16 protein-coding genes and 1 pseudogene are annotated in these 21,597 nt (G+C 72.6%); 9 read left to right on the top strand and 8 right to left on the bottom strand.

The features are described from left to right. Positions 1 to 132: 132 nt before the first annotated feature. The 5 genes from AQJ30_RS11585 to uvrC form a co-directional block, all read right to left on the bottom strand. Positions 133 to 3,090: a M14 family metallopeptidase gene (locus tag AQJ30_RS11585; protein WP_067232131.1), complete on the bottom strand. Its 2,958-nt coding sequence runs from the start codon at positions 3,088 to 3,090 to the stop codon at positions 133 to 135. Positions 3,091 to 3,279: 189 nt separating this feature from the next. Continuing rightward, positions 3,280 to 4,269, bottom strand: coding sequence for a DNA-binding protein WhiA (gene whiA / locus AQJ30_RS11580; RefSeq protein ID WP_067232129.1), 990 nt, complete (start codon positions 4,267 to 4,269; stop codon positions 3,280 to 3,282). Continuing rightward, a complete protein-coding gene (locus AQJ30_RS11575) occupies positions 4,260 to 5,327 on the bottom strand; it encodes a gluconeogenesis factor YvcK family protein (RefSeq protein WP_067232126.1) in 1,068 nt (355 codons plus the stop codon). Before AQJ30_RS11575 ends, whiA begins: the two co-directional genes overlap by 10 nt. Beyond that, the gene (gene rapZ / locus AQJ30_RS11570; RefSeq protein ID WP_079083974.1) at positions 5,324 to 6,349 is read right to left on the bottom strand and encodes an RNase adapter RapZ; all 1,026 of its coding nucleotides are present in this window, start codon (positions 6,347 to 6,349) and stop codon (positions 5,324 to 5,326) included. Before rapZ ends, AQJ30_RS11575 begins: the two co-directional genes overlap by 4 nt. Next, positions 6,346 to 8,412 (bottom strand): excinuclease ABC subunit UvrC, encoded by a 2,067-nt coding sequence (uvrC, locus tag AQJ30_RS11565; protein ID WP_067232121.1) that lies wholly within the window; start codon positions 8,410 to 8,412, stop codon positions 6,346 to 6,348. The genes rapZ and uvrC overlap by 4 nt, the downstream gene beginning before the upstream one ends. Before the next feature lie 266 nt (positions 8,413 to 8,678). On the opposite strand from uvrC, the gene AQJ30_RS11560 reads away from it, so the two are divergent. Continuing rightward, the gene (locus tag AQJ30_RS11560) at positions 8,679 to 9,638 is read left to right on the top strand and encodes a hypothetical protein (RefSeq protein WP_067232118.1); all 960 of its coding nucleotides are present in this window, start codon (positions 8,679 to 8,681) and stop codon (positions 9,636 to 9,638) included. Between the two features lie 95 nt (positions 9,639 to 9,733). On the opposite strand, the gene AQJ30_RS11555 is transcribed toward AQJ30_RS11560, so the two are convergent. After that, on the bottom strand, positions 9,734 to 10,159 hold the full coding sequence (locus AQJ30_RS11555; RefSeq protein ID WP_067232115.1) for a Rieske (2Fe-2S) protein: 426 nt from the start codon (positions 10,157 to 10,159) through the stop codon (positions 9,734 to 9,736). Between the two features lie 175 nt (positions 10,160 to 10,334). On the opposite strand from AQJ30_RS11555, the gene AQJ30_RS11550 reads away from it, so the two are divergent. After that, positions 10,335 to 11,396: a LacI family DNA-binding transcriptional regulator gene (locus AQJ30_RS11550; protein WP_067232107.1), complete on the top strand. Its 1,062-nt coding sequence runs from the start codon at positions 10,335 to 10,337 to the stop codon at positions 11,394 to 11,396. Further along, the gene (locus AQJ30_RS11545; RefSeq protein WP_067232105.1) at positions 11,393 to 12,304 is read left to right on the top strand and encodes a carbohydrate kinase family protein; all 912 of its coding nucleotides are present in this window, start codon (positions 11,393 to 11,395) and stop codon (positions 12,302 to 12,304) included. The genes AQJ30_RS11550 and AQJ30_RS11545 overlap by 4 nt, the downstream gene beginning before the upstream one ends. A gap of 113 nt (positions 12,305 to 12,417) precedes the next feature. Here AQJ30_RS11545 and uvrA read toward each other — a convergent pair whose 3' ends face one another. Further along, the gene (uvrA, locus tag AQJ30_RS11540) at positions 12,418 to 15,456 is read right to left on the bottom strand and encodes an excinuclease ABC subunit UvrA (protein ID WP_067232103.1); all 3,039 of its coding nucleotides are present in this window, start codon (positions 15,454 to 15,456) and stop codon (positions 12,418 to 12,420) included. 234 nt (positions 15,457 to 15,690) lie between these two features. On the opposite strand from uvrA, the pseudogene AQJ30_RS11535 reads away from it, so the two are divergent. The 5 genes and pseudogenes from AQJ30_RS11535 to AQJ30_RS11515 all read left to right on the top strand — a co-directional run bounded on the left by AQJ30_RS11535 (position 15,691) and on the right by AQJ30_RS11515 (position 19,916). Further along, positions 15,691 to 16,377 (top strand): annotated as a pseudogene (locus AQJ30_RS11535) (maleylpyruvate isomerase family mycothiol-dependent enzyme). Positions 16,378 to 16,386: 9 nt separating this feature from the next. Then, positions 16,387 to 17,043, top strand: a complete 657-nt coding sequence (locus AQJ30_RS11530) for an MBL fold metallo-hydrolase (RefSeq protein ID WP_067232100.1) — start codon at positions 16,387 to 16,389, stop codon at positions 17,041 to 17,043. A 358-nt stretch (positions 17,044 to 17,401) separates the two neighbouring features. Continuing rightward, a complete protein-coding gene (locus AQJ30_RS11525; protein ID WP_067232098.1) occupies positions 17,402 to 18,289 on the top strand; it encodes an ABC transporter substrate-binding protein in 888 nt (295 codons plus the stop codon). Further along, complete coding sequence (locus AQJ30_RS11520; RefSeq protein ID WP_067232096.1) at positions 18,286 to 19,167, top strand: amino acid ABC transporter permease; 882 nt, start codon at positions 18,286 to 18,288, stop codon at positions 19,165 to 19,167. The genes AQJ30_RS11525 and AQJ30_RS11520 overlap by 4 nt, the downstream gene beginning before the upstream one ends. 20 nt (positions 19,168 to 19,187) lie before the next feature. Next, positions 19,188 to 19,916, top strand: coding sequence for an amino acid ABC transporter ATP-binding protein (locus AQJ30_RS11515; RefSeq protein WP_067232694.1), 729 nt, complete (start codon positions 19,188 to 19,190; stop codon positions 19,914 to 19,916). A 30-nt stretch (positions 19,917 to 19,946) separates the two neighbouring features. Here the strand turns inward: AQJ30_RS11515 and aroQ are convergent, their stop codons facing one another. Further along, complete coding sequence (gene aroQ / locus AQJ30_RS11510) at positions 19,947 to 20,420, bottom strand: type II 3-dehydroquinate dehydratase (RefSeq protein WP_067232093.1); 474 nt, start codon at positions 20,418 to 20,420, stop codon at positions 19,947 to 19,949. A 105-nt stretch (positions 20,421 to 20,525) separates the two neighbouring features. Here aroQ and AQJ30_RS11505 point away from each other — a divergent pair, with 105 nt between their 5' ends. Beyond that, positions 20,526 to 21,572: a S66 family peptidase gene (locus AQJ30_RS11505; protein WP_067232088.1), complete on the top strand. Its 1,047-nt coding sequence runs from the start codon at positions 20,526 to 20,528 to the stop codon at positions 21,570 to 21,572. The last annotated feature ends 25 nt before the right edge of the window (positions 21,573 to 21,597 follow it).

Genomic DNA, 21,597 nt, shown 5'->3' with positions numbered 1-21,597 from the left:
CCGGGGTGACATCGAGCTGCCCCATACACGGCAGGACGGTCCGTACCCGCAAGTAGGGTACGGACCGCCCAGACCGTGGGGCTCATTCACTCCTTTTGCGGGTATCCGTTCTGCTCGCTCCGACACCCCTCGTCATCGTTCGAGCGCGTCCAGTGCTCGCTTGAGCAGCGCCGTCCGGTCGGCCGCCGTGCGCAGGTGCTCCAGGCCGAAGCCCAGCAGCACGGTGTCGTCGGTGGTGACCGCGCCGTACGTCTGGAACAGGGCTCCGGTGCGGGTCCAGTCCTTCAGGACGGCCGGGCTGCCCGGGGGCGGTCCGGCGGCCCGCCAGGCGCCCAGGGACGTCTCGAAGCCCTCCGTCTCGGTCGCGGTGCCGCCGGTGACCAGCGAGGCGTCGTCGACGAGGACGCCGTGGCCGCCGCTGCCGGGGTCGGTGACGTAGCTGATCGACACCTCGATCTGCTTGCCGGCGTAGGCGCTCAGGTCGAAGTTCACCTGCTGCCAGCCGCTGGAGGCGCCGGTGAGGGCGTTCCAGGTGCCGGTGGTGCCGCTCGCGGTGCAGTCGTTGCCGGTCAGGGTGAGGTAGTGGGTCAGCCAGGGGTGCTCCCCGACGTAGAACCCGCCCCCGCACTCCGCCGGTACGGCCGTGCCGGTCGCGCCGCCGGCCTCCGGGAGCGTGGTCCAGTCGTCGGCGCCCACGGTGTGGACCTCGACGATCGCGTTGTCATAGCCCGGCTCGGTGTCCCACAGCAGCCGGGTGCGCAGGGTGGGCCGCTGGGCCGCGGGGACACCGGTGAGGTCGACGGTGCGGGTGAGGCGCTTGTAGGCGTCGTCGGTGTGCACGGCGGCGGCCATGCCCGACCCCGAGTACGGCCCGTAGGGGTTGACGGTGCCCGCGAACTGCCCGGCGCCGGCGCTGGCGAACTGCGGGTAGGACGAGACGGGCAGCTCGTCGGAGGTGACGCCGTAGGTGCCGGCCCGGTCCAGCGGGTTGCCGGGCGCGTCGCCGAGGGGTCCGCCGGCGCCGGCGAGCCTGCCCGAGCCGGTGAAGCCGGTGGCCCCGGGCGTGGACGTACGGGAGTAGGCGCCGAGGTAGTACTGGCTGAAGTCGTTGGACGGGGTGCCGTCGCCGAGGTCGACGTTGCCGCCGGCCTGCTCGCCCGCCTCGATCAGCTTGCCGCCCTCGTTGAGGTAGGCGCGCAGTTCGAGCTGGGTCGGGTTGCCGGGCACCTGGGCGCCCGTGTAGTGGACGACGGTGCGGAAGTGCTTCAGCACGCCGAGCGCGTCGGGCACGCCCTGGGTGGCGACGTCCCAGACGGCCGCCCGGCGCCCGTTGGCCCGCAGCGCGTCGACGTAGGCCTGGGCATGGGTGGCGGCGGCGCCCTCCTCGGCGACGACCAGGACGTCGGCGCGGGGCCGTGCGGCCACGGTGTAGGTGAAGTGCGTGCTGGAGGCCTTCTTGCCGCCCCGGCCGCGGCCGGTGAACCAGACCTCCACGCGGTCGCCCGGGTCGGCGCCGCGCACCGTGGCCCGGTACTCGTCGAAGTACAGGTTGTCGTCGCCGCCGTAGGTCTCGCCGCCCCGCCAGGGCCGCAGCGCCGCGGTGTGCGTGCGGCCGCCGTTGACGCGGTACGCCAGTTCCTTGTTCCGCACGGCCTCGCGGACGACGACGGAGACCTCCTGGTCGGCGCCGCGCGCGTACGACGTGGTGAACGGGGCCGGGGTGAAGTCGGCCGCGGTCAGGCCGACGGACGACGCCGGCGTGTCGGGGTGGGCGGCGGTCTCGGCGACCGACAGCGCGAACGGGACGTTCTTGGCGAACTCCTGCTGGATCAGCTTCTCGTCGTCCGGGAAGTTGAACACCGACTGGCAGTCGGCCGCGTTCCACTGGTCGTTCGGGTCGAGCGCGGACGCGGTCTGGCAGGTGGACATCTCGGGGGTGAACATCGCCGTGCCGTTGACGTTGGCCGCGTGACCGTCCGCCTCGCCGTTGGTGGTGTACAGCTCCGAGGAGACCTGCGGGTGGTAGCCGGGGACGGCGGAGTGGTCCGGGGTGCCCGCGAGCGCCTTGTAGAGGACGTCGTCCGGGGTGTCGGTGGCGACCTGCCAGCCGACGCCGTAGAGGAGGAGTTCGGCGGCGGAGTGGTAGTTGATGCCGTACGTGAAGCCGATGCGCTTCTCGAACGCGTCCAGCGCCCGCGTCTCCGGCTCGGAGGCCGGGGCGGCGCCGCGGTAGGTCTGGCTGGTGGGGTTGGGGGACGAGCCCTCGTCGTCGTAGCCCCACTTGTAGGGGAAGTTGCGGTTGAGGTCGACGCCGTCGCCGGTGGAGATCACCCCGTCGCCGTTGACGTCCCGGAGGTTCTTGCGCCACAGGCGGTTCGCCGGGTCCTGGAAGGTGTAGTCGTAGCCGTCGGGGTTGGCCGACAGCACGAACCACAGCTCGGTGGAGTCGACAAGTCGCTTGATCCGCTTGTCGGTCCGGTAGCCGTTCAGGTAGTAGTGCATCAGCCGGCGGGTCATCTCCGGCGTGATCCACTCGCGCGCGTGCTGGTTGGACAGGTAGAGCACGGAGGGCTTGGCGCCGTCCTTGGTCTTCCGGGCGCCCTGGGTGAGCTTGAGCGCCAGGATGTCCTGGCCCTTGAGGGTCTTGCCGATGGAGACGACCTTGGTGAGGCCGGGGTTCTGCTGGGCGGTGCGGAGGATCTCCTCCCTCAGCCCGCCGCTGCCGCTGTACGGCCGGAACACCCCGTCGGCGGCGGCCTCCACCCGCTGTTCGGCCTTCGCGCTGAGGGAGTGCTCGGTGAGGTGGACGCCCTGCTTCTGCAGCTTCTTCGCCTGGTCGTCGGTGAGGTAGACCTCGACGGCGGCGGTGCCCTTCGCGGGCACGCTCTCCCCGAGTTCGTGGCCGTCCTGGCCGGCGGCCAGGAGGAGGGGCACCTGCTGCTTGGTGACCTCGGCGCGGAAGACCTTGACCCCGTCGTCGTCGGAGGTCCGCGCCGGACCGCCGTCCTGGGCCTGGGCGATGGGTGCGATGCTCGCTCCGCCGATCAGGAGCGCGCCGACAGCGAGGATCGATCTCGCTCTGTGTCTCATGAACCCCCCTTGTACGGGTCCGCCGCAGCAGCGAACACATGCCAGGCTCATGACACCGCATGATCGAGTCAAGGGTGCCTCAAGAACGACAGGACGCCGGTGCTCCCGCCCGATCGGGCCATGAGCACCGGCGCCTGACGGGCCGTCGGGCCGGTCCGTGTCCTGACCGGCCCTTTCGCTGAGGGAACGTCAGCCGACGAGGTTGTCCGCGAGTTCCTCGCTGATGTTGGCCTCCGTGCCCGGGATGCCGAGGTCGGACGCGCGCTTGTCGGCCATCGCCAGCAGCCGGCGGATCCGGCCGGCCACCGCGTCCTTGGTCAGCGGCGGGTCGGCGAGCGCGCCCAGCTCCTCCAGCGAGGCCTGCTTGTGGTCCATGCGCAGCCGGCCCGCGGCCGCGAGGTGCTCGGGCACCTCGTCGCCGAGGATCTCCAGGGCGCGCTGGACCCGGGCGCCCGCGGCGACGGCGGCCCGCGCGGAGCGGCGCAGGTTGGCGTCGTCGAAGTTGGCGAGACGGTTGGCCGTGGCGCGCACCTCGCGGCGCATCCGCCGCTCCTCCCAGGCCAGCACCGACTCGTGGGCACCGAGCCGGGTCAGCAGGGCGCCGATGGCGTCGCCGTCGCGGACCACGACCCGGTCCACCCCGCGCACCTCACGGGCCTTGGCGGCGATCGACAGCCGGCGGGCGGCGCCGACCAGGGCGAGCGCGGCCTCCGGGCCGGGGCAGGTCACCTCCAGGGAGGAGGAGCGGCCCGGCTCGGTCAGCGAGCCGTGCGCCAGGAAGGCACCGCGCCAGGCGGCCTCCGCGTCGCAGGTGGCCCCCGAGACCACCTGCGGGGGCAGGCCCCGGATCGGGCGCCCCCGGCCGTCCACCAGGCCCGTCTGGCGGGCCAGCTGGTCGCCGCCGGCGACCACGCGCACCACGTAGCGCGAACCGCGCCGCAGGCCGCCCGGGGCCATCACGATCAGTTCCGAGCTGTGCCCGAAGATCTCCAGGATGTCCCGCTTGAGGCGGCGGGCCGCCATCGCCGTGTCCAGCTCCGCCTCGATCACGATGCGGCCGCTCACCAGGTGGAGGCCGCCGGCGAACCGCAGGATGGCGGAGACCTCCGCCTTCCTGCAGCAGGTCCGGGTGACGGGGAGCCGGGAGATCTCGTCCTTCACCGCTGCCGTCATCGCCATGGGCCGATCCTTCCATGCATCCGAAAAATACGGTCGTACGCGGCGGCCAACAGCTCCGGATCATGCCGCGGAGTCCCGTCGGGCCGGGCCACCGGCGCCAGCTCGATCGCGGCTCCGAACCGTTGGGCGGCGTCGGCCAGGGAGTCGCGGTCGGGCACGGCGGCCTCGTCGGCCAGCACCACGTCCAGGGCGAGTTTAGGGGCGTGTCGGCCCAAAACCTCCAAATGACGCTGCGGGGAGAACCCTTCGGTTTCTCCCGGCTGCGGCGCGAGGTTCAGTACGAGCACCCGGCGTGCCTTGGTCTCCATCAGGGCGTCCAGCAGCTGCGGCACCAGCAGGTGCGGCATCACCGAGGAGAACCAGGACCCCGGTCCGAGGACCACCCAGTCGGCGTCCAGCACCGCGGCAACGGCCTCCGGGACGGCGGGCGGGTCGTGCGGCACCAGGTGCACGGACTGCACCTCGCCCGGGGTGAGCGCGACCGTGGCCTGTCCCCGGACCGTGTCGACGTCGTCCGGGCGCGCCGGGTCGTGGCCCCTGACCAGGGCCTGGAGCTCCAGCGGCACGGCGGACATCGGCAGGACGCGGCCCTGCGCGCCGAGCAGCTTGCCGACCAGGTCCAGGGCCTGGACGTGGTCGCCGAGCTGCTCCCACAGGGCGACGATCAGCAGGTTGCCCACGGCGTGCCCGTTGATCTCGCCCTGCGACTGGAAGCGGTGCTGGATGACCCGGGCCCAGGTCTGGCCCCAGTCGTCGTCGCCGCACAGCGCGGCCAGCGCCTTGCGCAGGTCGCCGGGGGGCAGCACGCCCAGCTCGTCGCGCAGGCGGCCGCTGGAGCCGCCGTCGTCGGCCACCGTGACGACGGCCGTGAGGTCGCCGGTGATCCGGCGCAGCGCGGCCAGCGAGGCGGACAGCCCCATGCCGCCGCCGAGCGCGACGACCTTGGGCTGGGTGCCGCGGCGGCGCGGTTTGCCGCCCCGGGCCTCGACCGGCCGGCCTGCGCGTCCCTCGGGCGTCGCCCTGCGCAGCCGGCCCAGCCGCGGTGTACGTCCTGTCATTCCCGTCCCATGTCCCGGTGCACTACCACCGTCTCCACACCCTCGGCCGCCAGGCGCGCGGCGAGCTTCTCCGACATCGCCACGGACCGGTGTTTGCCGCCCGTACATCCGACGGCGATGGTCACGTAACGCTTGCCCTCCCGACGGTAGCCCGTGGCGATCAGCTGGAGGAGTTCGGCGTACCGGTCGAGGAACTCCTTCGCGCCGGGCTGGTTGAAGACGTAACCCGCGACCTCCTCGTTCAGGCCGGTGAAGGGGCGCAGCTCCGGGACCCAGTGCGGGTTGGGCAGGAAGCGGCAGTCGACGACGAGGTCGGCGTCGACCGGCAGGCCGTACTTGTAGCCGAACGACATGACGGTGGCCCGCAGCTCCGGCTCCTCCTCGCCGGCGAACTGGGCGTCCATCTTGGCGCGCAGCTCGTGCACGTTGAGGCTGGAGGTGTCGATCACCAGGTCGGCGTCGCCGCGCAGCTCGCGCAGCAGCTCGCGCTCGGCGGCGATGCCGTCGACGATGCGGCCGTCGCCCTGGAGGGGGTGCGGGCGGCGCACGGACTCGAAGCGGCGCACCAGGGCCTCGTCGGAGGACTCCAGGAAGACGATCCGCCGGGTGACCTGCTTGGCCTCCAGGTCGGCGAGGGACTCGCGGAGGTTGTCGAAGAAGCGCCGGCCGCGGACGTCGACGACGACCGCGATCCGGGCCACGTTGCCCTGCGAGCGGGCGCCGAGCTCCACCATGGTGGGGATCAGCGCGGGCGGCAGGTTGTCGACGACGAACCAGCCGAGGTCCTCCAGGCACTTGGCGGCGGTCGACCGCCCGGCCCCGGACATGCCGGAGATGATCACCAGCTCGGGAATGGCCGCTTCGGGGATCCCCGGCCCTGTGCTGTCCTGGCTCACCTGTGCTCCGTTGTCGTGACGCCCGCCCTGCGGGACGGGATGCTGACCCCGCGGGACGGGGTGCCCGCCCGCGTCGCCGGGTGCGGGATCTCGCTGTGCTGTGGGCTGCTGCTCGTGCTCGGTCATGGCTCCTGCCCCCGTCGTTCGTCCGGGGCGCCGGTCCGCACCGGCTCCCCCGGGGAACCCGCCGTCGTCACGGGTTCCTCGTCCTCAATGATCTCTCCGGTCGCCGTGTTCACGGCGGGGCCGCCCGGGACCGCCTGGGCGAGGACCGCGGCGATCGTCTCGGCCGTCTTGCGGCCTATGCCCGGGACCTCGCAGATCTGCTCGACGGTCGCGCCCCGCAGCTTCTTCACCGAGCCGAAGTGCCGGATCAGCGCCTGCTTCCGGGTCTCGCCGAGACCCGGTACGGCGTCCAGCGGGCCGGCCCGGAACCGCTTGGCGCGCTTGCTGCGCTGGTAGGTGATCGCGAAGCGGTGCGCCTCGTCCCGCACGCGCTGCAGCAGGTACAGGCCCTCGCTGGTGCGGGGCAGCACGACCGGGTCGTCCTCGCCCGGCACCCAGACCTCCTCCAGACGCTTGGCGAGGCCGCACACCGCGATGTCGTCGATGCCCAGCTCGTCCAGCGCCCGCCGGGCCGCCGCGACCTGCGGCTGCCCGCCGTCCACGACGACGAGCTGCGGCGGGTAGGCGAACTTCCGCGGCCGGCCGTCCTCGTCCTTCAGGGCACCCGTGGGCGCGTCGCCGTCGGCGAGGGTGTGCTCGTCGTCCGACCACTCCCCCGTGCGCTCCTTCTCGGCCAGGTAGCGCCGGAAGCGGCGGCTGATCACCTCGTGCATCGAGCGGACGTCGTCCTGGCCCTCGAAGCCCTTGATCTGGAAGCGCCGGTACTCGCTCTTGCGGGCCAGGCCGTCCTCGAAGACGACCATGGAGGCGACGACGTCGTCGCCCTGGAGGTGGGAGATGTCGTAGCACTCGATGCGCAGCGGGGCGCCGTCCAGCTCCAGGGCGTCGGCGATCTCCTCCAGCGCCCGCGAGCGCGTGGTGAGGTCGGAGGCGCGCTTGGTCTTGTGCAGGACGAGGGACTGCTGGGCGTTGCGCTCGACGGTCTCCATCAGGGCGCGCTTGTCGCCGCGCTGGGGTACGCGCAGGGACACGGCCGAGCCGCGGCGTCCGGTCAGCCACTCCTGCACCGGCTCCAGCGGGTCGGGCAGCGCGGGGACCAGCACCTCCTTGGGGACGGCGTCGCCGGTCTCCTCGCCGTAGAGCTGCTGCAGGGCGTGCTCGACGAGGGCGCCCGTGGTGATCTCCTCGACCTTGTCGGTCACCCAGCCGCGCTGGCCGCGCACGCGTCCGCCGCGCACGTGGAAGATCTGGACGGCCGCCTCCAGCTCGTCCTCGGCGACCGCGATCAGGTCGGCGTCGGTCGCGTCCGCGAGCACGACCGCGTTCTTCTCCATGGCCTTGCGCAGGGCCCCGATGTCGTCGCGCAGCCGCGCGGCCCGCTCGTACTCCATGTCCTCGGCCGCCTGCTCCATCTGCTTCTCCAGACGGCGCAGGTAGGTGCCGGTGCGGCCGGCCATGAAGTCGCAGAACTCCTCGGCCAGCTCCCGGTGGTCCTCGGCGTCGACGCGGCCCACGCAGGGCGCGGAGCACTTGCCGATGTAGCCGAGCAGACAGGGCCGGCCGGAGCGGGCGGCGTTCTTGAAGACGCCCGCGGAGCAGGTGCGCACGGGGAAGACGCGCAGCAGCAGGTCGACGGTGTCGCGGATCGCCCACGCGTGCGCGTACGGCCCGAAGTAGCGCACGCCCTTCTTCTTGTGTCCGCGCATGACCTGCACGCGCGGGTACTCCTCGTTCATCGTCACCGCGAGGTACGGGTAGCTCTTGTCGTCGCGGTACTTGACGTTGAACCGGGGGTCGTACTCCTTGATCCAGGAGTACTCCAGCTGCAGCGCCTCGACCTCGGTGGACACCACCGTCCACTCCACGGACGCCGCGGTGGTCACCATGGAACGCGTGCGCGGGTGCAGTCCGGCCAGGTCCTGGAAGTAGTTCGCCAGGCGCTGGCGCAGGCTCTTCGCCTTTCCGACGTAGATCACCCGGCGGTGCTCGTCGCGGAACCGGTACACCCCCGGGGAGTCCGGGATCTCACCCGGCCTGGGGCGGTAGCTGGAGGGGTCGGCCATGTCTCACACCCTACTGGCGTGGGGTGACACTCCGGTGTGGCTGTGGACAACGGTCCGGGGTCCCGAGTCGGCCATCCGCGCGCCGAAGCCCCGTCGCGGGTGTTGTCGGGTGTGGGCCGACACGCTTCAATGCGGAGGAACTCGGGGCCGTGCACGACGCCGCAGGGAGCGCGACGAGGCCCGGCGTCCACGGGGAGGCCCCGAGCACTGACGCGCGACGGTCTGACCAGCCGTTGTGAGCTTTCACAGAGAAGAGGGCCCCTGCCATGCCGCACGCCACACAGCACGCGGACGCCGCGGCCGGTGTCGCCGCCGCGGAACTGGACACGGCCCTGCGGGGCGGCCCCTTCCACGTCGCGCTGCGTGCCGCCATCGCCGCCCGCGGGCTGCCCCTGCAGCGCGTCCAGCACCACCTGTCGCGTCACGGGGTGCGGGTGGGCGTCACCAGTCTGAGCTACTGGCAGCAGGGTGCCCGGCGCCCGCAGCGCCCCGAGTCGCTGCGCGCGGTACGGGCCCTGGAGGAGATCCTCCAGCTGCCTGAGGAGTCACTGATCCGGCTGCTCGCCGACACCGGCCCGGCGACCGGGTCCGGCCGGCCCGCGGCACGCTCCTACCGCTCCGTCCAGGAGGCGTCGGAGGTCCTGCACCGTCTGCTCGGAGACCTCGGCGCCCCGCTCGACGGCGGCCTGCACACCCTCGGCCACCACGAACGGGTGCGCATCGGGGCCCGCCGCGAACTGCTCGGCCGGGAGTCCCACCACATCGTGCGCGCGCACCGCGACGGCGTCGACCGCTTCGTCGCCGTCCACCACGGGGACCCCGGCTGCGCGCCCGAGCGGATGGCCGTGCACGCCCTGGAGAACTGCCGCACCGGGCGGGTGCGCCTGCACCCGGCCACCGGGATCCTCGTCGCCGAGCTGCTGTTCGACACCCGGCTGCGCGCCGGTGACACCTTCCTCTTCCGGTACGCCGTCGAGGACGGCACGGCGGGCGTCTGCCGCGAGTACGTGCGCGGCCACGGTCCGGCGGGCGGCCAGTACGCCCTCCAGGTCCGCTTCGACGCGCGCGCCCTGCCGGTGCGCTGCCACCGCTTCGTCCAGCACTCGCCGGCCGCGCCCCGCGGGGGCCGCCAGGACCTGCCCCTGAGCCGCCGCCACCACTCGGTCCACCTGGTCGAGCCGCGGGTGCGGTCGGGGATGCCGGGGATCGCGTGGGACTGGGAGTGACGGGCTGGGGCTGCGGGGGTGCGGCCGGTGGGTGTGGCGGGTGTCCGGGGCCGTCCTCCTGAGGTGCTGCTCTCGGATCCCCGGCGGTGCGGGTTTCAGGCTCCCGGGCCCGCCACGATCGTGCCCCGCTCGGCCTTCACCGGCAGCTCGTGCAGGGGCTCGGTGGCCGGGTCGCGCAGCACCCTGCCGGTCATGGCGTCGAACTCGCTGCCGTGGCAGGGGCAGATCAGGGTGGTCCCGTCGAGCTTGTTGATCGCGCACCCCGCGTGCGTGCAGATCGAGCTGTACGCCTTCAGCGTGCCGTCGTCCGACCGGCTGACGACCACGTCGTGGTCCCGGTAGAGCCGGGCCCCGCCCTTCGGGACCTCGCTCTCCGACCCCAGTTCGACCGGCGCCGTCGGGGTGGCGCGCGCCGTCGTCCCGCCGGTCGGCGAGCAGGCGGCGGCGCCGAGACCGGCGACGGGGGCGACGGCCGCTCCCCGCAGGACGGTGCGGCGGGTCGCGGAGGGGCGGGCGGACATGCGGGCTCCAGGGGTCACGGGTGTCACGGGGCGGGGCCGAGGTCGGTACCTGGGGCACGATAGTGGACGGGTACGTAAGCGTTCGCGTAAACGCTTGCGTAAGCGTTTACGCGCCCATGCGGGATGCGGTACGGTCCCCCCGCTGGAGGGACGGAGCAGAGAGGGTGGGAGCACCATGCCGACCATGACCGACGTCGCCCGGCACGCCGGTGTGTCCGTGGCCACCGTGTCCCACGTGCTCAACGACACCCGCCCGGTCCTCCCCCACACCCGGCAGGCCGTCCTCGACGCCATCGAGGTGCTGGGCTACACCCCCAACACCCTCGCCCGGTCCCTGGTCACCGCCCGCACCCGGTCCATCGGCCTCGCGGTGTCCGCGATCAGCAATCCCTACTTCACGGAGATCCTCCAGGGCGTCGAGGCGAGCGCCCTGGAGCACGGCTACGGCCTGCTGATCGCCGACCCGCACGACGACCCGGAGCACGAGCGCACCGTGGTGCAGCTGCTGCACGAGCGGCGCGTGGACGGCATGATCGTCGCCCCGTCCGCCGAGCCGAGTGCGCTGCTGGCCTACCTGACCCGCCACCGCGTCCCGGCGGTCCTCCTCGACCGCACCGTGGACACGCCGGCAGGAGCTTCGGCGGAGGTCGACGACGCACCCCGCTTCGACCAGGTGTGCGCCGAGAACACGGAGCCGATGTCCCGGCTGGTCACCCACCTCGCGGAGCGCGGGCACCGCCGGATCGCCCTGGTCGCCGGTCTGCCCGGCCTCAGCACCACCGCCGAACGCATCTCCGGCTACCGGCTCGGCCTCGCCGCGGCGGGGCTGCCGTACGACGAGCGGCTGCTGGTGCACGGCGACTCCGCGTCGGAGGGCGCCCAGCGGGCCACGGCGGGGCTGCTGTCGCTCGCCGTCCCGCCGACGGCCCTGGTCACCGGCAACAACGCCATGACCATCGGCGCGCTGCGCGCCCTGCGCGACCGGGGTCGGTCGGTGCCCGAGGACCTCGCCCTGTGCTGTTTCGACGACTTCGCCTGGGCCGACCTGTTCTCGCCCCGGCTCACCGCGATCGCCCAGCCCAGCCGGGAGATCGGCGCCGTGGCTGTACGGGTCCTGCTCGAACGCCTCGACGCCCCGCGACGGCCGGCCCGGACCGTGCGGCTGCCCTGCGCCTTCGTCCACCGCACGTCCTGCGGCTGCCCCGAGGAGCAGCCCGAGGAAGGAGACCGCCCGTGATCGTCGTCGCCGGTGAGGCCCTGATCGACCTGGTACCGCAGGGCCAGGGCGCCCTGGCGCCCCTGCGGCCGGCGCTCGGCGGCGGCCCGTACAACACGGCCGTGGCCCTCGGCCGCCTCGGCTCCCCCACCGCGTTCTGCTCGCGGACGTCCCACGACGCCTTCGGCGAGGCCCTGCTCGACGGGCTGCGCGGCGCGGGTGTGGACGTCTCCGCGGTGCAGCGCGGCCCGGAGCCGACCACCCTCGCGGTGGCCACGCTCGACGCGCACGGCTCGGCCTCCTACTCGTTCTACGTGGACGGCACCGCCGACCGCCTGTTCTCCGTCCCGGCCGCACTGCCCGCGGGGACGCGCGCGGTCTCCTTCGGCACCTGCTCACTGGTCCTGGAACCCGGGGCGAGCGCGTACGAGGAGCTGATGCGCGGCGCGGCCGCGAGCGGGGTGTTCACCGCCCTCGACCCGAACATCCGTCCGGGGCTGATCCCGGACGCGGACGCCTACCGGGCGCGGTTCAGGACGTGGCTGCCCTCGGTGAGCCTGCTGAAGCTGTCCGAGGAGGACGCCGGGTGGCTGGGCGGCACGCCCGGGGAATGGCTGGCGGCCGGCCCCTCGGCGGTCGTGGTCACCCGGGGCGGCGACGGTCTGACCGCCTACACCCGGGGCGGCGGGGTGCACTCGGTGCCGGGCGAGCGGGTCGACGTGGTGGACACGATCGGCGCGGGCGACACGGTGAACGCCGCCCTGCTGCACGGGCTCGCCCGGCTGGACGCGCTCTCGCAGGAGGCGCTGTCCGGGCTCGACCCGGCGGGCTGGGAGCGGCTGCTGCGGTTCGCGGCGCGCGCGGCGGCGGTCACCTGCTCCCGAGCGGGCGCCGAGCCGCCGTACGCCCGGGAGGTCGGGGAGTTCTGAGGCGGGCGGGCGCCGGGTGACAACGGGCGGCGCCCCGCGGGGAGTTCCCGCGGGGCGCCGTCCTGGGTTCGGTGCCGCTCGTCGCGTCGGCCGTCAGGCCATGAGGACGGACCTCAGGCCTTGCGGGCCCGGGTCGTCTTCTTCGCCGCGCCCGCCTTCGTGGCTCCGGCCGCCTTCTTGGCCGTCGCGCCGTCGGCGGTCCCGGTGGCAGCGGTCCGGGCGGTGGCGGTCTTCTTGGCCGTCGCCTTGACGGCGACCGTCTTCTTCGCCGCCTTGCGCGGGGCCTTGACCGGCTCGGCGTCGCTGATCCGGTCGGCGCCGAGGATCTCGCGCAGGAACTTGCCGGTGTGGCTGGTCGGCACCCCGGCGACCTCCTCCGGCGTGCCCTCGGCGACCACCACGCCGCCGCCCGCGCCGCCCTCGGGGCCCATGTCGATGACCCAGTCGGCGGTCTTGATCACGTCGAGGTTGTGCTCGATGACGATGACCGAGTTGCCCTTGTCGACCAGGCCGGACAGGACCTTCAGCAGCTTGCTGATGTCCTCGAAGTGCAGACCGGTGGTCGGCTCGTCCAGCACGTAAACCGTGCGGCCGGTGGAGCGCTTCTGCAGCTCGCTGGCGAGCTTGACGCGCTGGGCCTCGCCGCCCGACAGCGTGGTCGCGGACTGACCCAGCCGCACGTAGCCCAGGCCGACGTCCTTGAGGGTGTTGAGGTGGCGGGCGATCGCGGGGACCGCCTCGAAGAACCCGGTCGCCTCCTCGATCGGCATGTTGAGCACCTCGGCGATGGACTTGCCCTTGTAGTGGACCTCCAGGGTCTCCCGGTTGTACCGGGCGCCGTGGCAGACCTCGCACGGGACGTAGACGTCCGGCAGGAAGTTCATCTCGATCTTGATGGTGCCGTCGCCCGAGCAGTTCTCGCAGCGACCGCCCTTGACGTTGAAGGAGAAGCGTCCGGGCTGGTAGCCGCGGACCTTCGCCTCGGTGGTCTCGGCGAACAGCCTGCGGATGTGGTCGAAGACGCCGGTGTACGTCGCCGGGTTCGAGCGCGGGGTGCGGCCGATCGGCGACTGGTCGACGTGCACGACCTTGTCGACGAGGTCGTCGCCGTCCACGCGCGTGTGCCGGCCGGGGACGGCGCGGGCGCCGTTCAGCTCGCGCGCCAGGTGCGTGTACAGGATGTCGTTGACCAGGGTCGACTTGCCGGAGCCGGAGACGCCGGTGACCGCGGTGAACACGCCGAGCGGGAAGGAGACGTCGATGTCCCGCAGGTTGTTCTCCCGGGCGCCGCGCACCGTGAGCCGGCGCGAGGGGTCCAGCGGGCGCCGGACGTCGGGCAGCGGGATGGACTTCCGGCCCGAGAGGTACTGGCCGGTCTGCGACTCCTCGTTGGCGAGGAGCTCCTTCAGGGCACCGCTGTGGACGACCTTGCCGCCGTGCTCGCCGGCGCCGGGGCCGATGTCGACGATCCAGTCGGCGACCTTGATCGTGTCCTCGTCGTGCTCGACGACGATCAGGGTGTTGCCCATGTCGCGCAGCCGGACCAGGGTCTCGATCAGCCGGTGGTTGTCGCGCTGGTGCAGGCCGATGGACGGCTCGTCGAGGACGTAGAGCACGCCGACGAGGCCGGAGCCGATCTGGGTGGCCAGGCGGATGCGCTGGGCCTCGCCGCCGGAGAGTGTGCCGGCCGCGCGGTTGAGCGAGAGGTAGTCGAGGCCCACGTCGACCAGGAACCGCAGCCGCTCGTTGACCTCCTTCAGCACCCGCTCGGCGATCTTCTTGTCGCGCGCGTTGAGCTTCAGTTCGCCGAGGAAGTCCGCGCAGTCGCTGATCGACATGGCGGAGACCTCGGCGATGGACTTGTCCATGATCGTCACCGCGAGGACGATCGGCTTCAGGCGCGTGCCCTGACAGCTCGGACAGGGCACCTCGCGCATGTAGCCCTCGAAGCGCTCGCGGCTGGCGTCGCTCTCGGCCTCGCTGTGGCGGCGCTTGACGAAGGGCACCGCGCCCTCGAAGGGCGTGGTGTAGACGCGCTCGCGCCCGTACCGGTTGCGGTAGCGGACCTCGATCTGGGTCTTGTGGCCGTGCAGCAGGGCCTTCTTGGCGCGCTGGGGCAGACCGGCGAAGGGGATGTCCGTCCGGAAGCCCAGGGCGTCCGCGAGGGCGTTGATCAGCCGGGCGAAGTAGTCCTTGGTGTGGCCGTGCGACCAGGGGTGGATGGCGCCCTCGTCGAGGGACTTGTCCTCGTCGGGGACGATCAGTTCCGGGTCGACCTCCATGCGCGTGCCGATGCCGGTGCACTCGGGGCAGGCGCCGAAGGGCGAGTTGAAGGAGAAGGAGCGCGGCTCCAGCTCCTCGAAGGACAGGTCGTCGTACGGGCAGTACAGGTGCTCGGAGTACATCCGCTCGCGCTCGGGGTCGTCCTCGGGGAGGTCGACGAAGTCGAGCACGACCATGCCGCCGGACAGGCCGAGGGCGGTCTCGACCGAGTCGGTCAGGCGCCGCTTGGCGGACTCCTTCACCGTGAGGCGGTCGACGACCACCTCGATGGTGTGCTTCTCCTGCTTCTTCAGCGTGGGCGGGCTGGACAGCTGGACCGTCTCGCCGTCCACGCGCGCGCGGGAGTAGCCCTTGGTCTGCAGCTCGGCGAAGAGGTCGACGAACTCGCCCTTGCGCTCGCGCACCAACGGGGAGAGCACCTGGAAGCGGCTGCCCTCCGGCAGCTCCAGGACCTTGTCGACGATGGCCTGCGGCGACTGGCGCGAGATGGGCCGGCCGCACTGGGGGCAGTGCGGCTTGCCGATGCGCGCGAAGAGCAGGCGCAGGTAGTCGTAGACCTCGGTGATGGTGCCGACCGTCGAGCGCGGGTTGCGCGAGGTCGACTTCTGGTCGATCGAGACGGCGGGCGACAGGCCTTCGATGAAGTCGACGTCCGGCTTGTCCATCTGGCCGAGGAACTGGCGGGCGTACGAGGAGAGCGACTCCACGTAGCGCCGCTGGCCCTCGGCGAAGATCGTGTCGAAGGCCAGGGAGGACTTGCCCGACCCGGACAGGCCCGTGAAGACGATGAGCGAGTCACGGGGCAGCTCGAGCGAGACGTTCTTCAGGTTGTGCTCGCGCGCGCCACGGACGATGAGACGGTCGGCCACGCCGGTCCGCACCTTTCTTGAGAGAAGAGACAGGGGCGGGGCCCCCGTCTCTTTCAGACTAGGGGGAGCCACTGACAACGCCGGTCGGATTCCCGGGTTGGTTCACTGGATGCAAACAATCCCCAGCTCTCCAGCATGCCCGACGCCACGCCCGACCTTATAGCACGCGCATTCGATTTATGGTCCGGCTTCGCCACCTTCACCCGAAGGAGTGGCGCGGCTAGGGTCAGCACCATGATTGATCACGCTCATGACCTGGCGTCTGTACGCGAAGCGACCGACCGGCTGCTGACCGCAGTCGCCGCCCTGGACAACGCCGCCCTCGCCGAGCCGTCACGGCTGCCCGGCTGGAGCCGCGGCCACGTGCTCGCCCACCTCGCCCGCAACGCCGACGCCCTGGTGAACGTGCTCAAGGGGCGTCCGATGTACGCCTCCGGGGACGCCCGCGACAAAGACATCGAGCGGGACGCGCCCCGCCCGGCGGCCGCCCAGCTCGCCGACCTGCGCGAGAGCGGCGCGCGCTTCCAGGAGGCCGGCGCGGTCCCCGCGGACTGGACCCGCACGGTGGAGCTGCGCAACGGCGTCACCGACTCCGCCGCGCGCGTGCCGTTCCGGCGCTGGATCGAGGTCGAGCTGCACCACGTGGACCTCGGGATCGGGTACGAGCTGGAGGACCTGCCGGCCGAGTTCACCGAGCGCGAGATCGACTTCCTCACCCAGCGGTTCTCCGGGAACCCGGACGTGCCGCCGACCCGGGTGACGGACGGCACACGCGCGTGGAGCACCGGGCGGGCCGCGGACGCCCCCGAGGTGACCGTCACGGGCCCGGCCGCCGACCTCCTGGGCTGACTCGCCGGCCGCCGCGACGGCTCGGGACTGACCGCCACCGGCGGGCCCCTGCCCACGCTGCCCCCGCTATAGGCTGCCGCCATGACGTACAGCGGAGAGGTGCGGGTCGGCGGTCCCGCGGACGTGCACGAGCTCAAGGACCTGATGATCACCAAGATCGCGGTCGGCCCGATGGACAACAACGCCTACCTGCTGCGCTGCCGGGCCACCGACGAGCAACTGCTGATCGACGCGGCGAACGACGCGCACACCCTGCTCGGCACGATCGGCGACGACGGCATCGCGTCCGTCGTCACCACCCACCAGCACGGCGACCACTGGCAGGCGCTCGCCGAGGTGGTGGCCGCCACGGGCGCGCGCACGTACGCGGGGCGCGACGACGCCGACGGCATCCCGGTGCCGACCGACGTACGGGTCGACGACGGCGACGTGATCCGGGTCGGTCAGGTGGAGCTCGTCGCGCGCCACCTGGTCGGCCACACGCCGGGCTCCATCGCCCTCGTCTACGACGACCCGCACGGGCATCCCCACGTCTTCACCGGGGACTGCCTGTTCCCGGGCGGAGTGGGCAACACCCGCAAGGACCCGGAGGCGTTCGCCCGGCTGATCCACGACGTCGAGACGAAGATCTTCGACACGCTCCCCGACGAGACGTGGGTCTACCCGGGCCACGGCAACGACACGACACTGGGCGCGGAGCGCCCGCACCTGCCGGAGTGGCACGCGCGGGGGTGGTGAAACACCGGGGCCGGTGCGAGCGGACGCGGGCGCGCGGGGCTGGTGACGTGCCGGGCCCCGTGCGAGCGGACGCGGGCGCGCGCGGGGGGTGAACTGCCGTGCGCGCGCCCCGTGTGAAGCGCGCGCACGCGCCGGTGGTCCGCGCGCGCTCCCCGCGGAGCTCCTCGCGCGGTCAACTGGGGGCAGCCCCGCGCGGGATGACGGCTCCCGCTCGGCAGGGCCGCCGGTCCCCATCTCCCGCCCTCGGCCGGCGGCCCGGGCGGGCCGCTGTTCACACGGCCGCAACACCCGTTCCCACCATGCGGACAGATGATCGCATGACCTCGACAAACGGGACCCCGGGTGTCAATCTCCCGCCATGCACCCTGCTCCACGCGCGCTGCGCCGTGCCGTCGTCGCCGTCACCGTCGCCCTGCTCGCCACCGCCGTCGGCTGCGCCCCGCAGCCCGAGGAGTCGGCGAAGGCCTCGCCCTCCGGATCGACCGCGAGCACCGCCTGCGCCCCGGGCAAGCTGGCCACCAGGACCTCCGGCAAGCTGACCGTCGCCACCGACGAACCGGCGTACGAACCGTGGTTCAAGGACGACAAGCCCGCCAACGGCCAGGGCTACGAGTCGGCCGTGGCCTATGCCGTGGCCCAGCGGCTCGGGTACGACAAGAGCGCCGTCGTCTGGCAGAGCGTGCCGTTCAACAAGGCGTTCGCGCCCGGCGAGAAGACCTTCGACTTCGACATCAACCAGGTGTCCATCAGCGACGAGCGCAAGAAGGCCGTGGACTTCTCCTCCGGCTACTACGACGTGCGCCAGGCGGTCATCGCGCTGAAGGGCACGAAGGCCGCGCGGGCGAAGAGCATCGCGGACCTCAAGGGCCTCAAGCTGGGCGCCCAGGTCGGCACCACCAGCCTGGACTACATCGACGACGTCGTGCGGCCCACCCACCAGGCGGCCGTCTACGCCAAGAACGACCAGGCCAAGTCCGCGCTGAAGAACGGCCAGGTCGACGCCATCGTCACCGACCTGCCGACCGCGTTCTACATCACCGCCGCCGAGGTGACCGACGGCACCATCGTCGGCCAGTTCGAGAACAGGGCCGGTACGCCCGAGCAGTTCGGCCTGGTGCTCGACAAGGGCAGCGCGCTGACCTCCTGCGTGACGTCCGCCGTCGACGCCCTGCGCAAGGACGGCACGCTCGCCCGGCTGGAGCAGCAGTGGCTCTCCGACGCCGTCGACGCGCCGGTGCTCAAGTGACCGTGACGGAGGAGCAGTCCGGCGCACGGGACGCGTACGTCCCGTCGCCGCGGCGGCTGGAGCGCGAACGGTACCGTCGCACGCGTGCCCGCCGCGCCACGGCCGTCGCCGCCCTCTCGACCCTCGTCACCGGCGTCGTCCTGTACCTGGTCGTCGTCAACGCGCCCGGCTGGCCGCGCACCCGGGAGACGTTCTTCGACGCCCACTACGCGCGCGAGGCGTTCCCGAAGGTCCTGGAGGGCCTGTGGCTGAACGTCCGGCTGCTGCTGGTGTGCGGCGCCGCCGTGCTGGTCCTCGGCATGCTCATCGCCATCGCCCGCACCCTGCGCGGCCCGGTGTTCTTCCCGCTGCGCGCCCTCGCCGCGGCCTACACGGACTTCTTCCGCGGGCTGCCCCTCATCATCAACCTGATGATCGTCGTCCTCGGGGTCCCGGCGCTGCGCCTGCAGGGCGTGACCGTCGACCCGGTCCTGCTCGGCGGTACGGCACTGACGCTGACGTACTCGGCGTACGTCGCCGAGGTGTTCCGCGCCGGCATCGAGTCGGTCCACCCCTCGCAGCGTGCGGCGGCCCGCTCGCTGGGCCTGACCAACCGGCAGGCGCTGCGGCACGTCGTCCTGCCGCAGGCGGTGCGCCGCCAGGTGCCGCCCCTGCTGAACGACCTGGTGTCCCTCCAGAAGGACACCGGGCTCGTGTCCATCGGCGGCGCGATCGACGCCGTACGGGCCGCGGACATCATCGTCGGCCGCAGCCTGAACTACACGCCGTACATCGTCGCGGGCCTGGTGTTCGTGGCGCTGACCATCCCGATGACGCGGTTCACGGACTGGGTCACGGCCCGGATGGACCGCCGGCGGGCCCAGGGAGGGGCACTGTGAGCGACGCGCCCGTGCTGCGGATGGAGTCGGTCCGCAAGACCTTCGGCGGCTCGGTCGTACTGCGGGACGTCGACCTGGAGGTCGCGCCGCACACGGTGACGGCCCTGATCGGCGCCTCCGGTTCCGGCAAGTCCACCCTGCTGCGCTGCGCCAACCTGCTGGAGGACATCGACGACGGCGCGATCTGGCTGGACGGCGAGGAGATCACCGACCCGCGCGTCGACCAGGACGCGGTACGGCGCCGTATCGGCGTGGTGTTCCAGGCGTACAACCTCTTCCCGCACATGACCGTGCTGGAGAACATCACCCTCGCCCCGCGCCGCGTGCACGGCGTCCCGCGCGCGAAGGCCGAGGCACACGCGCGTGAGCTGCTGGAGCGGCTGGGGCTGGTCGCGAAGGCGGACGAGTACCCGGACCGGCTGAGCGGCGGCCAGCAGCAGCGGGTGGCGATCGTGCGCGCCCTCGCGGTCCGGCCACGACTGCTGCTGCTCGACGAGGTCACCGCCGCCCTCGATCCCGAGCTGGTCGGCGAGGTGCTGGGCGTCGTCCGCGACCTCAAGGCCGACGGGATGACGATGGTGCTGGCCACGCACGAGATGGGCTTCGCGCGCGAGGTCGCCGACCAGGTGTGCTTCCTGGACGGCGGCGTGGTGCTGGAGCGCGGGACGGCCGAGCAGGTGTTCGGCGACCCGCAGCAGGAGCGCACGCGGCGCTTCCTGCGGCGGATCGTGGAGGCGGGCCGGCTGTAGGAGGGGCGGTGGGGACGCCTGCGGACGTGCCTACGCGTCGGCCTGCGCCGGTCCCGCCAGCGCGGCCACCCGCTCCACGGCGAACGCGTACCCCTGCACCCCGCACCCCGCGATCACCCCGTCGGCGCGCAACGAGACGTAGGAGTGGTGCCGGAACGACTCGCGCCGGTGGATGTTGGAGATGTGGACCTCGATCACCGGCAGGCCGTCGCAGGCGTTGAGCGCGTCCAGGATCGCGACCGAGGTGTGCGAGTAGGCGCCCGGGTTGATGACGATGCCGCAGTGGTCCAGGCGTGCCTCGTGGATCCAGTCGACGAGCTCGCCCTCGTGGTTGGACTGGCGGAAGTCCACCGTGCCGCCGTGCGCCTTCGCCGTCCTGGCGCACAGCGCCTCGACGTCCACGAGCGTGTCCTTGCCGTAGATCTCCGGCTGGCGCTGCCCGAGCAGGTTCAGGTTGGGGCCGTTGAGGATCATGATCGGGGCGCTGGCCAGGGTGCGGGGCACGGTTCCTCCGGTCCGTCGAATGGGTGCGGCCGCCGTGGCGGACCGCTGCTCGGACCCCGGTTTATCACGGTGCGCCGCCGGGGTGCGGGCCCGTAGCCTCCCGCCATGACGACGCCCCTGTGCCCGCCCAAGCCCGCCCCCGGCGACCGCATCGCCGTCATCTCCCCCTCCGCCGGCCTGCCGGGGCTCTTCCCGCGCCCCCACGAGCTCGGCCTGGAGCGGCTGCGCACGGTGTACGGGCTGGAGCCCGTCGAGTACCCGACGACCCGCACGATGGGGGCGACGCCCCAGCAGCGCGCCGACGACATCCACGCGGCGTTCGCCGACCCGGACGTGAAGGCGGTCATGGCGACGATCGGCGGCGACGACCAGATCACGGTGCTGCCGCATCTGGACCGGGAGCTGATCCGGAGCAATCCCAAGCCGTTCTTCGGGATGAGCGACAACACCAACTTGCTGGCCTTCCTGTACGCCACGGGCATCGTCGGCTTCCACGGCGCCACGGTGATGGCGGCGCTGGGACGCCCCGGCGCCCTGCACCCGCAGACCGAGGAGTCGCTGCGGGCCGCGCTGTTCACCCCCGGCCCCTTCGAGCTGCGGCCCGCCGAACGCTGGCGCGACGTCGACGGCGACTGGGCCGACCCGGCGACCTTCGCGGCCGAACCGGAGACCCGGCCCGGCACCGGCTGGGGTTGGGTGAACGCCGACCGGGTGCTGGAGGGCCGCAGCTGGGGCGGCTGCCTGGAGATCCTGGCGATGCTGCTGATGGCCGACCGCGAGGTCTCCCACGACCTGTCCGTGTACGACGGCGGCGTGCTCCTGCTGGAGACCTCGGAGGAGATGCCGAGCGACACGGAGGTGTTCCGCACGCTGCGGAGCATGGGTGAGCGCGGCCTGCTCCAGCGCTTCCCGGCCGTGCTGGTCGGCCGGCCCAAGACCTGGTCCTTCGAGCGGCCCCTCAGCCCAGAGGAGGGGGCCCGCTACGCCGCGGGCCAGCGGGAGGCGGTCCTGCGCGCCCTGCGGGCCTACGCCCCGGACACGATGGTCGTCTTCGACGTGGACTTCGGGCACACCGACCCGCAGCTCGTCCTCCCCTACGGCGGCACGGTCCGCGTCGACGGCCCGTCCCGGCGGATCACCGTCACCTACTGACGGCCGCCGGGCCCCGGGTCTTCGC

The organism is Streptomyces longwoodensis (assembly GCF_001514125.1).
Taxonomy (GTDB): Bacteria; Actinomycetota; Actinomycetes; order Streptomycetales; family Streptomycetaceae; genus Streptomyces; species Streptomyces longwoodensis.
Note: the sequence above shows the minus strand (reverse complement) of the source record. Positions and strands in the feature narration are given on the sequence as shown.

Excerpts from the sequence above, each read along its gene's own strand:
- AQJ30_RS11530 (WP_067232100.1), top strand. The coding sequence starts at position 16,387 with ATGACGTACAGCGGAGAGGTGCGGGTCGGCGGTCCCGCGGACGTGCAC.
- AQJ30_RS11575 (WP_067232126.1), bottom strand. The coding sequence starts at position 5,327 with ATGACAGGACGTACACCGCGGCTGGGCCGGCTGCGCAGGGCGACGCCC.
- AQJ30_RS11555 (WP_067232115.1), bottom strand. The coding sequence starts at position 10,159 with ATGTCCGCCCGCCCCTCCGCGACCCGCCGCACCGTCCTGCGGGGAGCG.
- AQJ30_RS11585 (WP_067232131.1), bottom strand. The coding sequence starts at position 3,090 with ATGAGACACAGAGCGAGATCGATCCTCGCTGTCGGCGCGCTCCTGATC.
- rapZ (WP_079083974.1), bottom strand. The coding sequence starts at position 6,349 with ATGACCGAGCACGAGCAGCAGCCCACAGCACAGCGAGATCCCGCACCC.
- AQJ30_RS11505 (WP_067232088.1), top strand. The coding sequence starts at position 20,526 with ATGACGACGCCCCTGTGCCCGCCCAAGCCCGCCCCCGGCGACCGCATC.
- AQJ30_RS11550 (WP_067232107.1), top strand. The coding sequence starts at position 10,335 with ATGCCGACCATGACCGACGTCGCCCGGCACGCCGGTGTGTCCGTGGCC.
- AQJ30_RS11515 (WP_067232694.1), top strand. The coding sequence starts at position 19,188 with ATGGAGTCGGTCCGCAAGACCTTCGGCGGCTCGGTCGTACTGCGGGAC.
- uvrC (WP_067232121.1), bottom strand. The coding sequence starts at position 8,412 with ATGGCCGACCCCTCCAGCTACCGCCCCAGGCCGGGTGAGATCCCGGAC.
- AQJ30_RS11560 (WP_067232118.1), top strand. The coding sequence starts at position 8,679 with ATGCCGCACGCCACACAGCACGCGGACGCCGCGGCCGGTGTCGCCGCC.
- whiA (WP_067232129.1), bottom strand. The coding sequence starts at position 4,269 with ATGGCGATGACGGCAGCGGTGAAGGACGAGATCTCCCGGCTCCCCGTC.
- AQJ30_RS11525 (WP_067232098.1), top strand. The coding sequence starts at position 17,402 with ATGCACCCTGCTCCACGCGCGCTGCGCCGTGCCGTCGTCGCCGTCACC.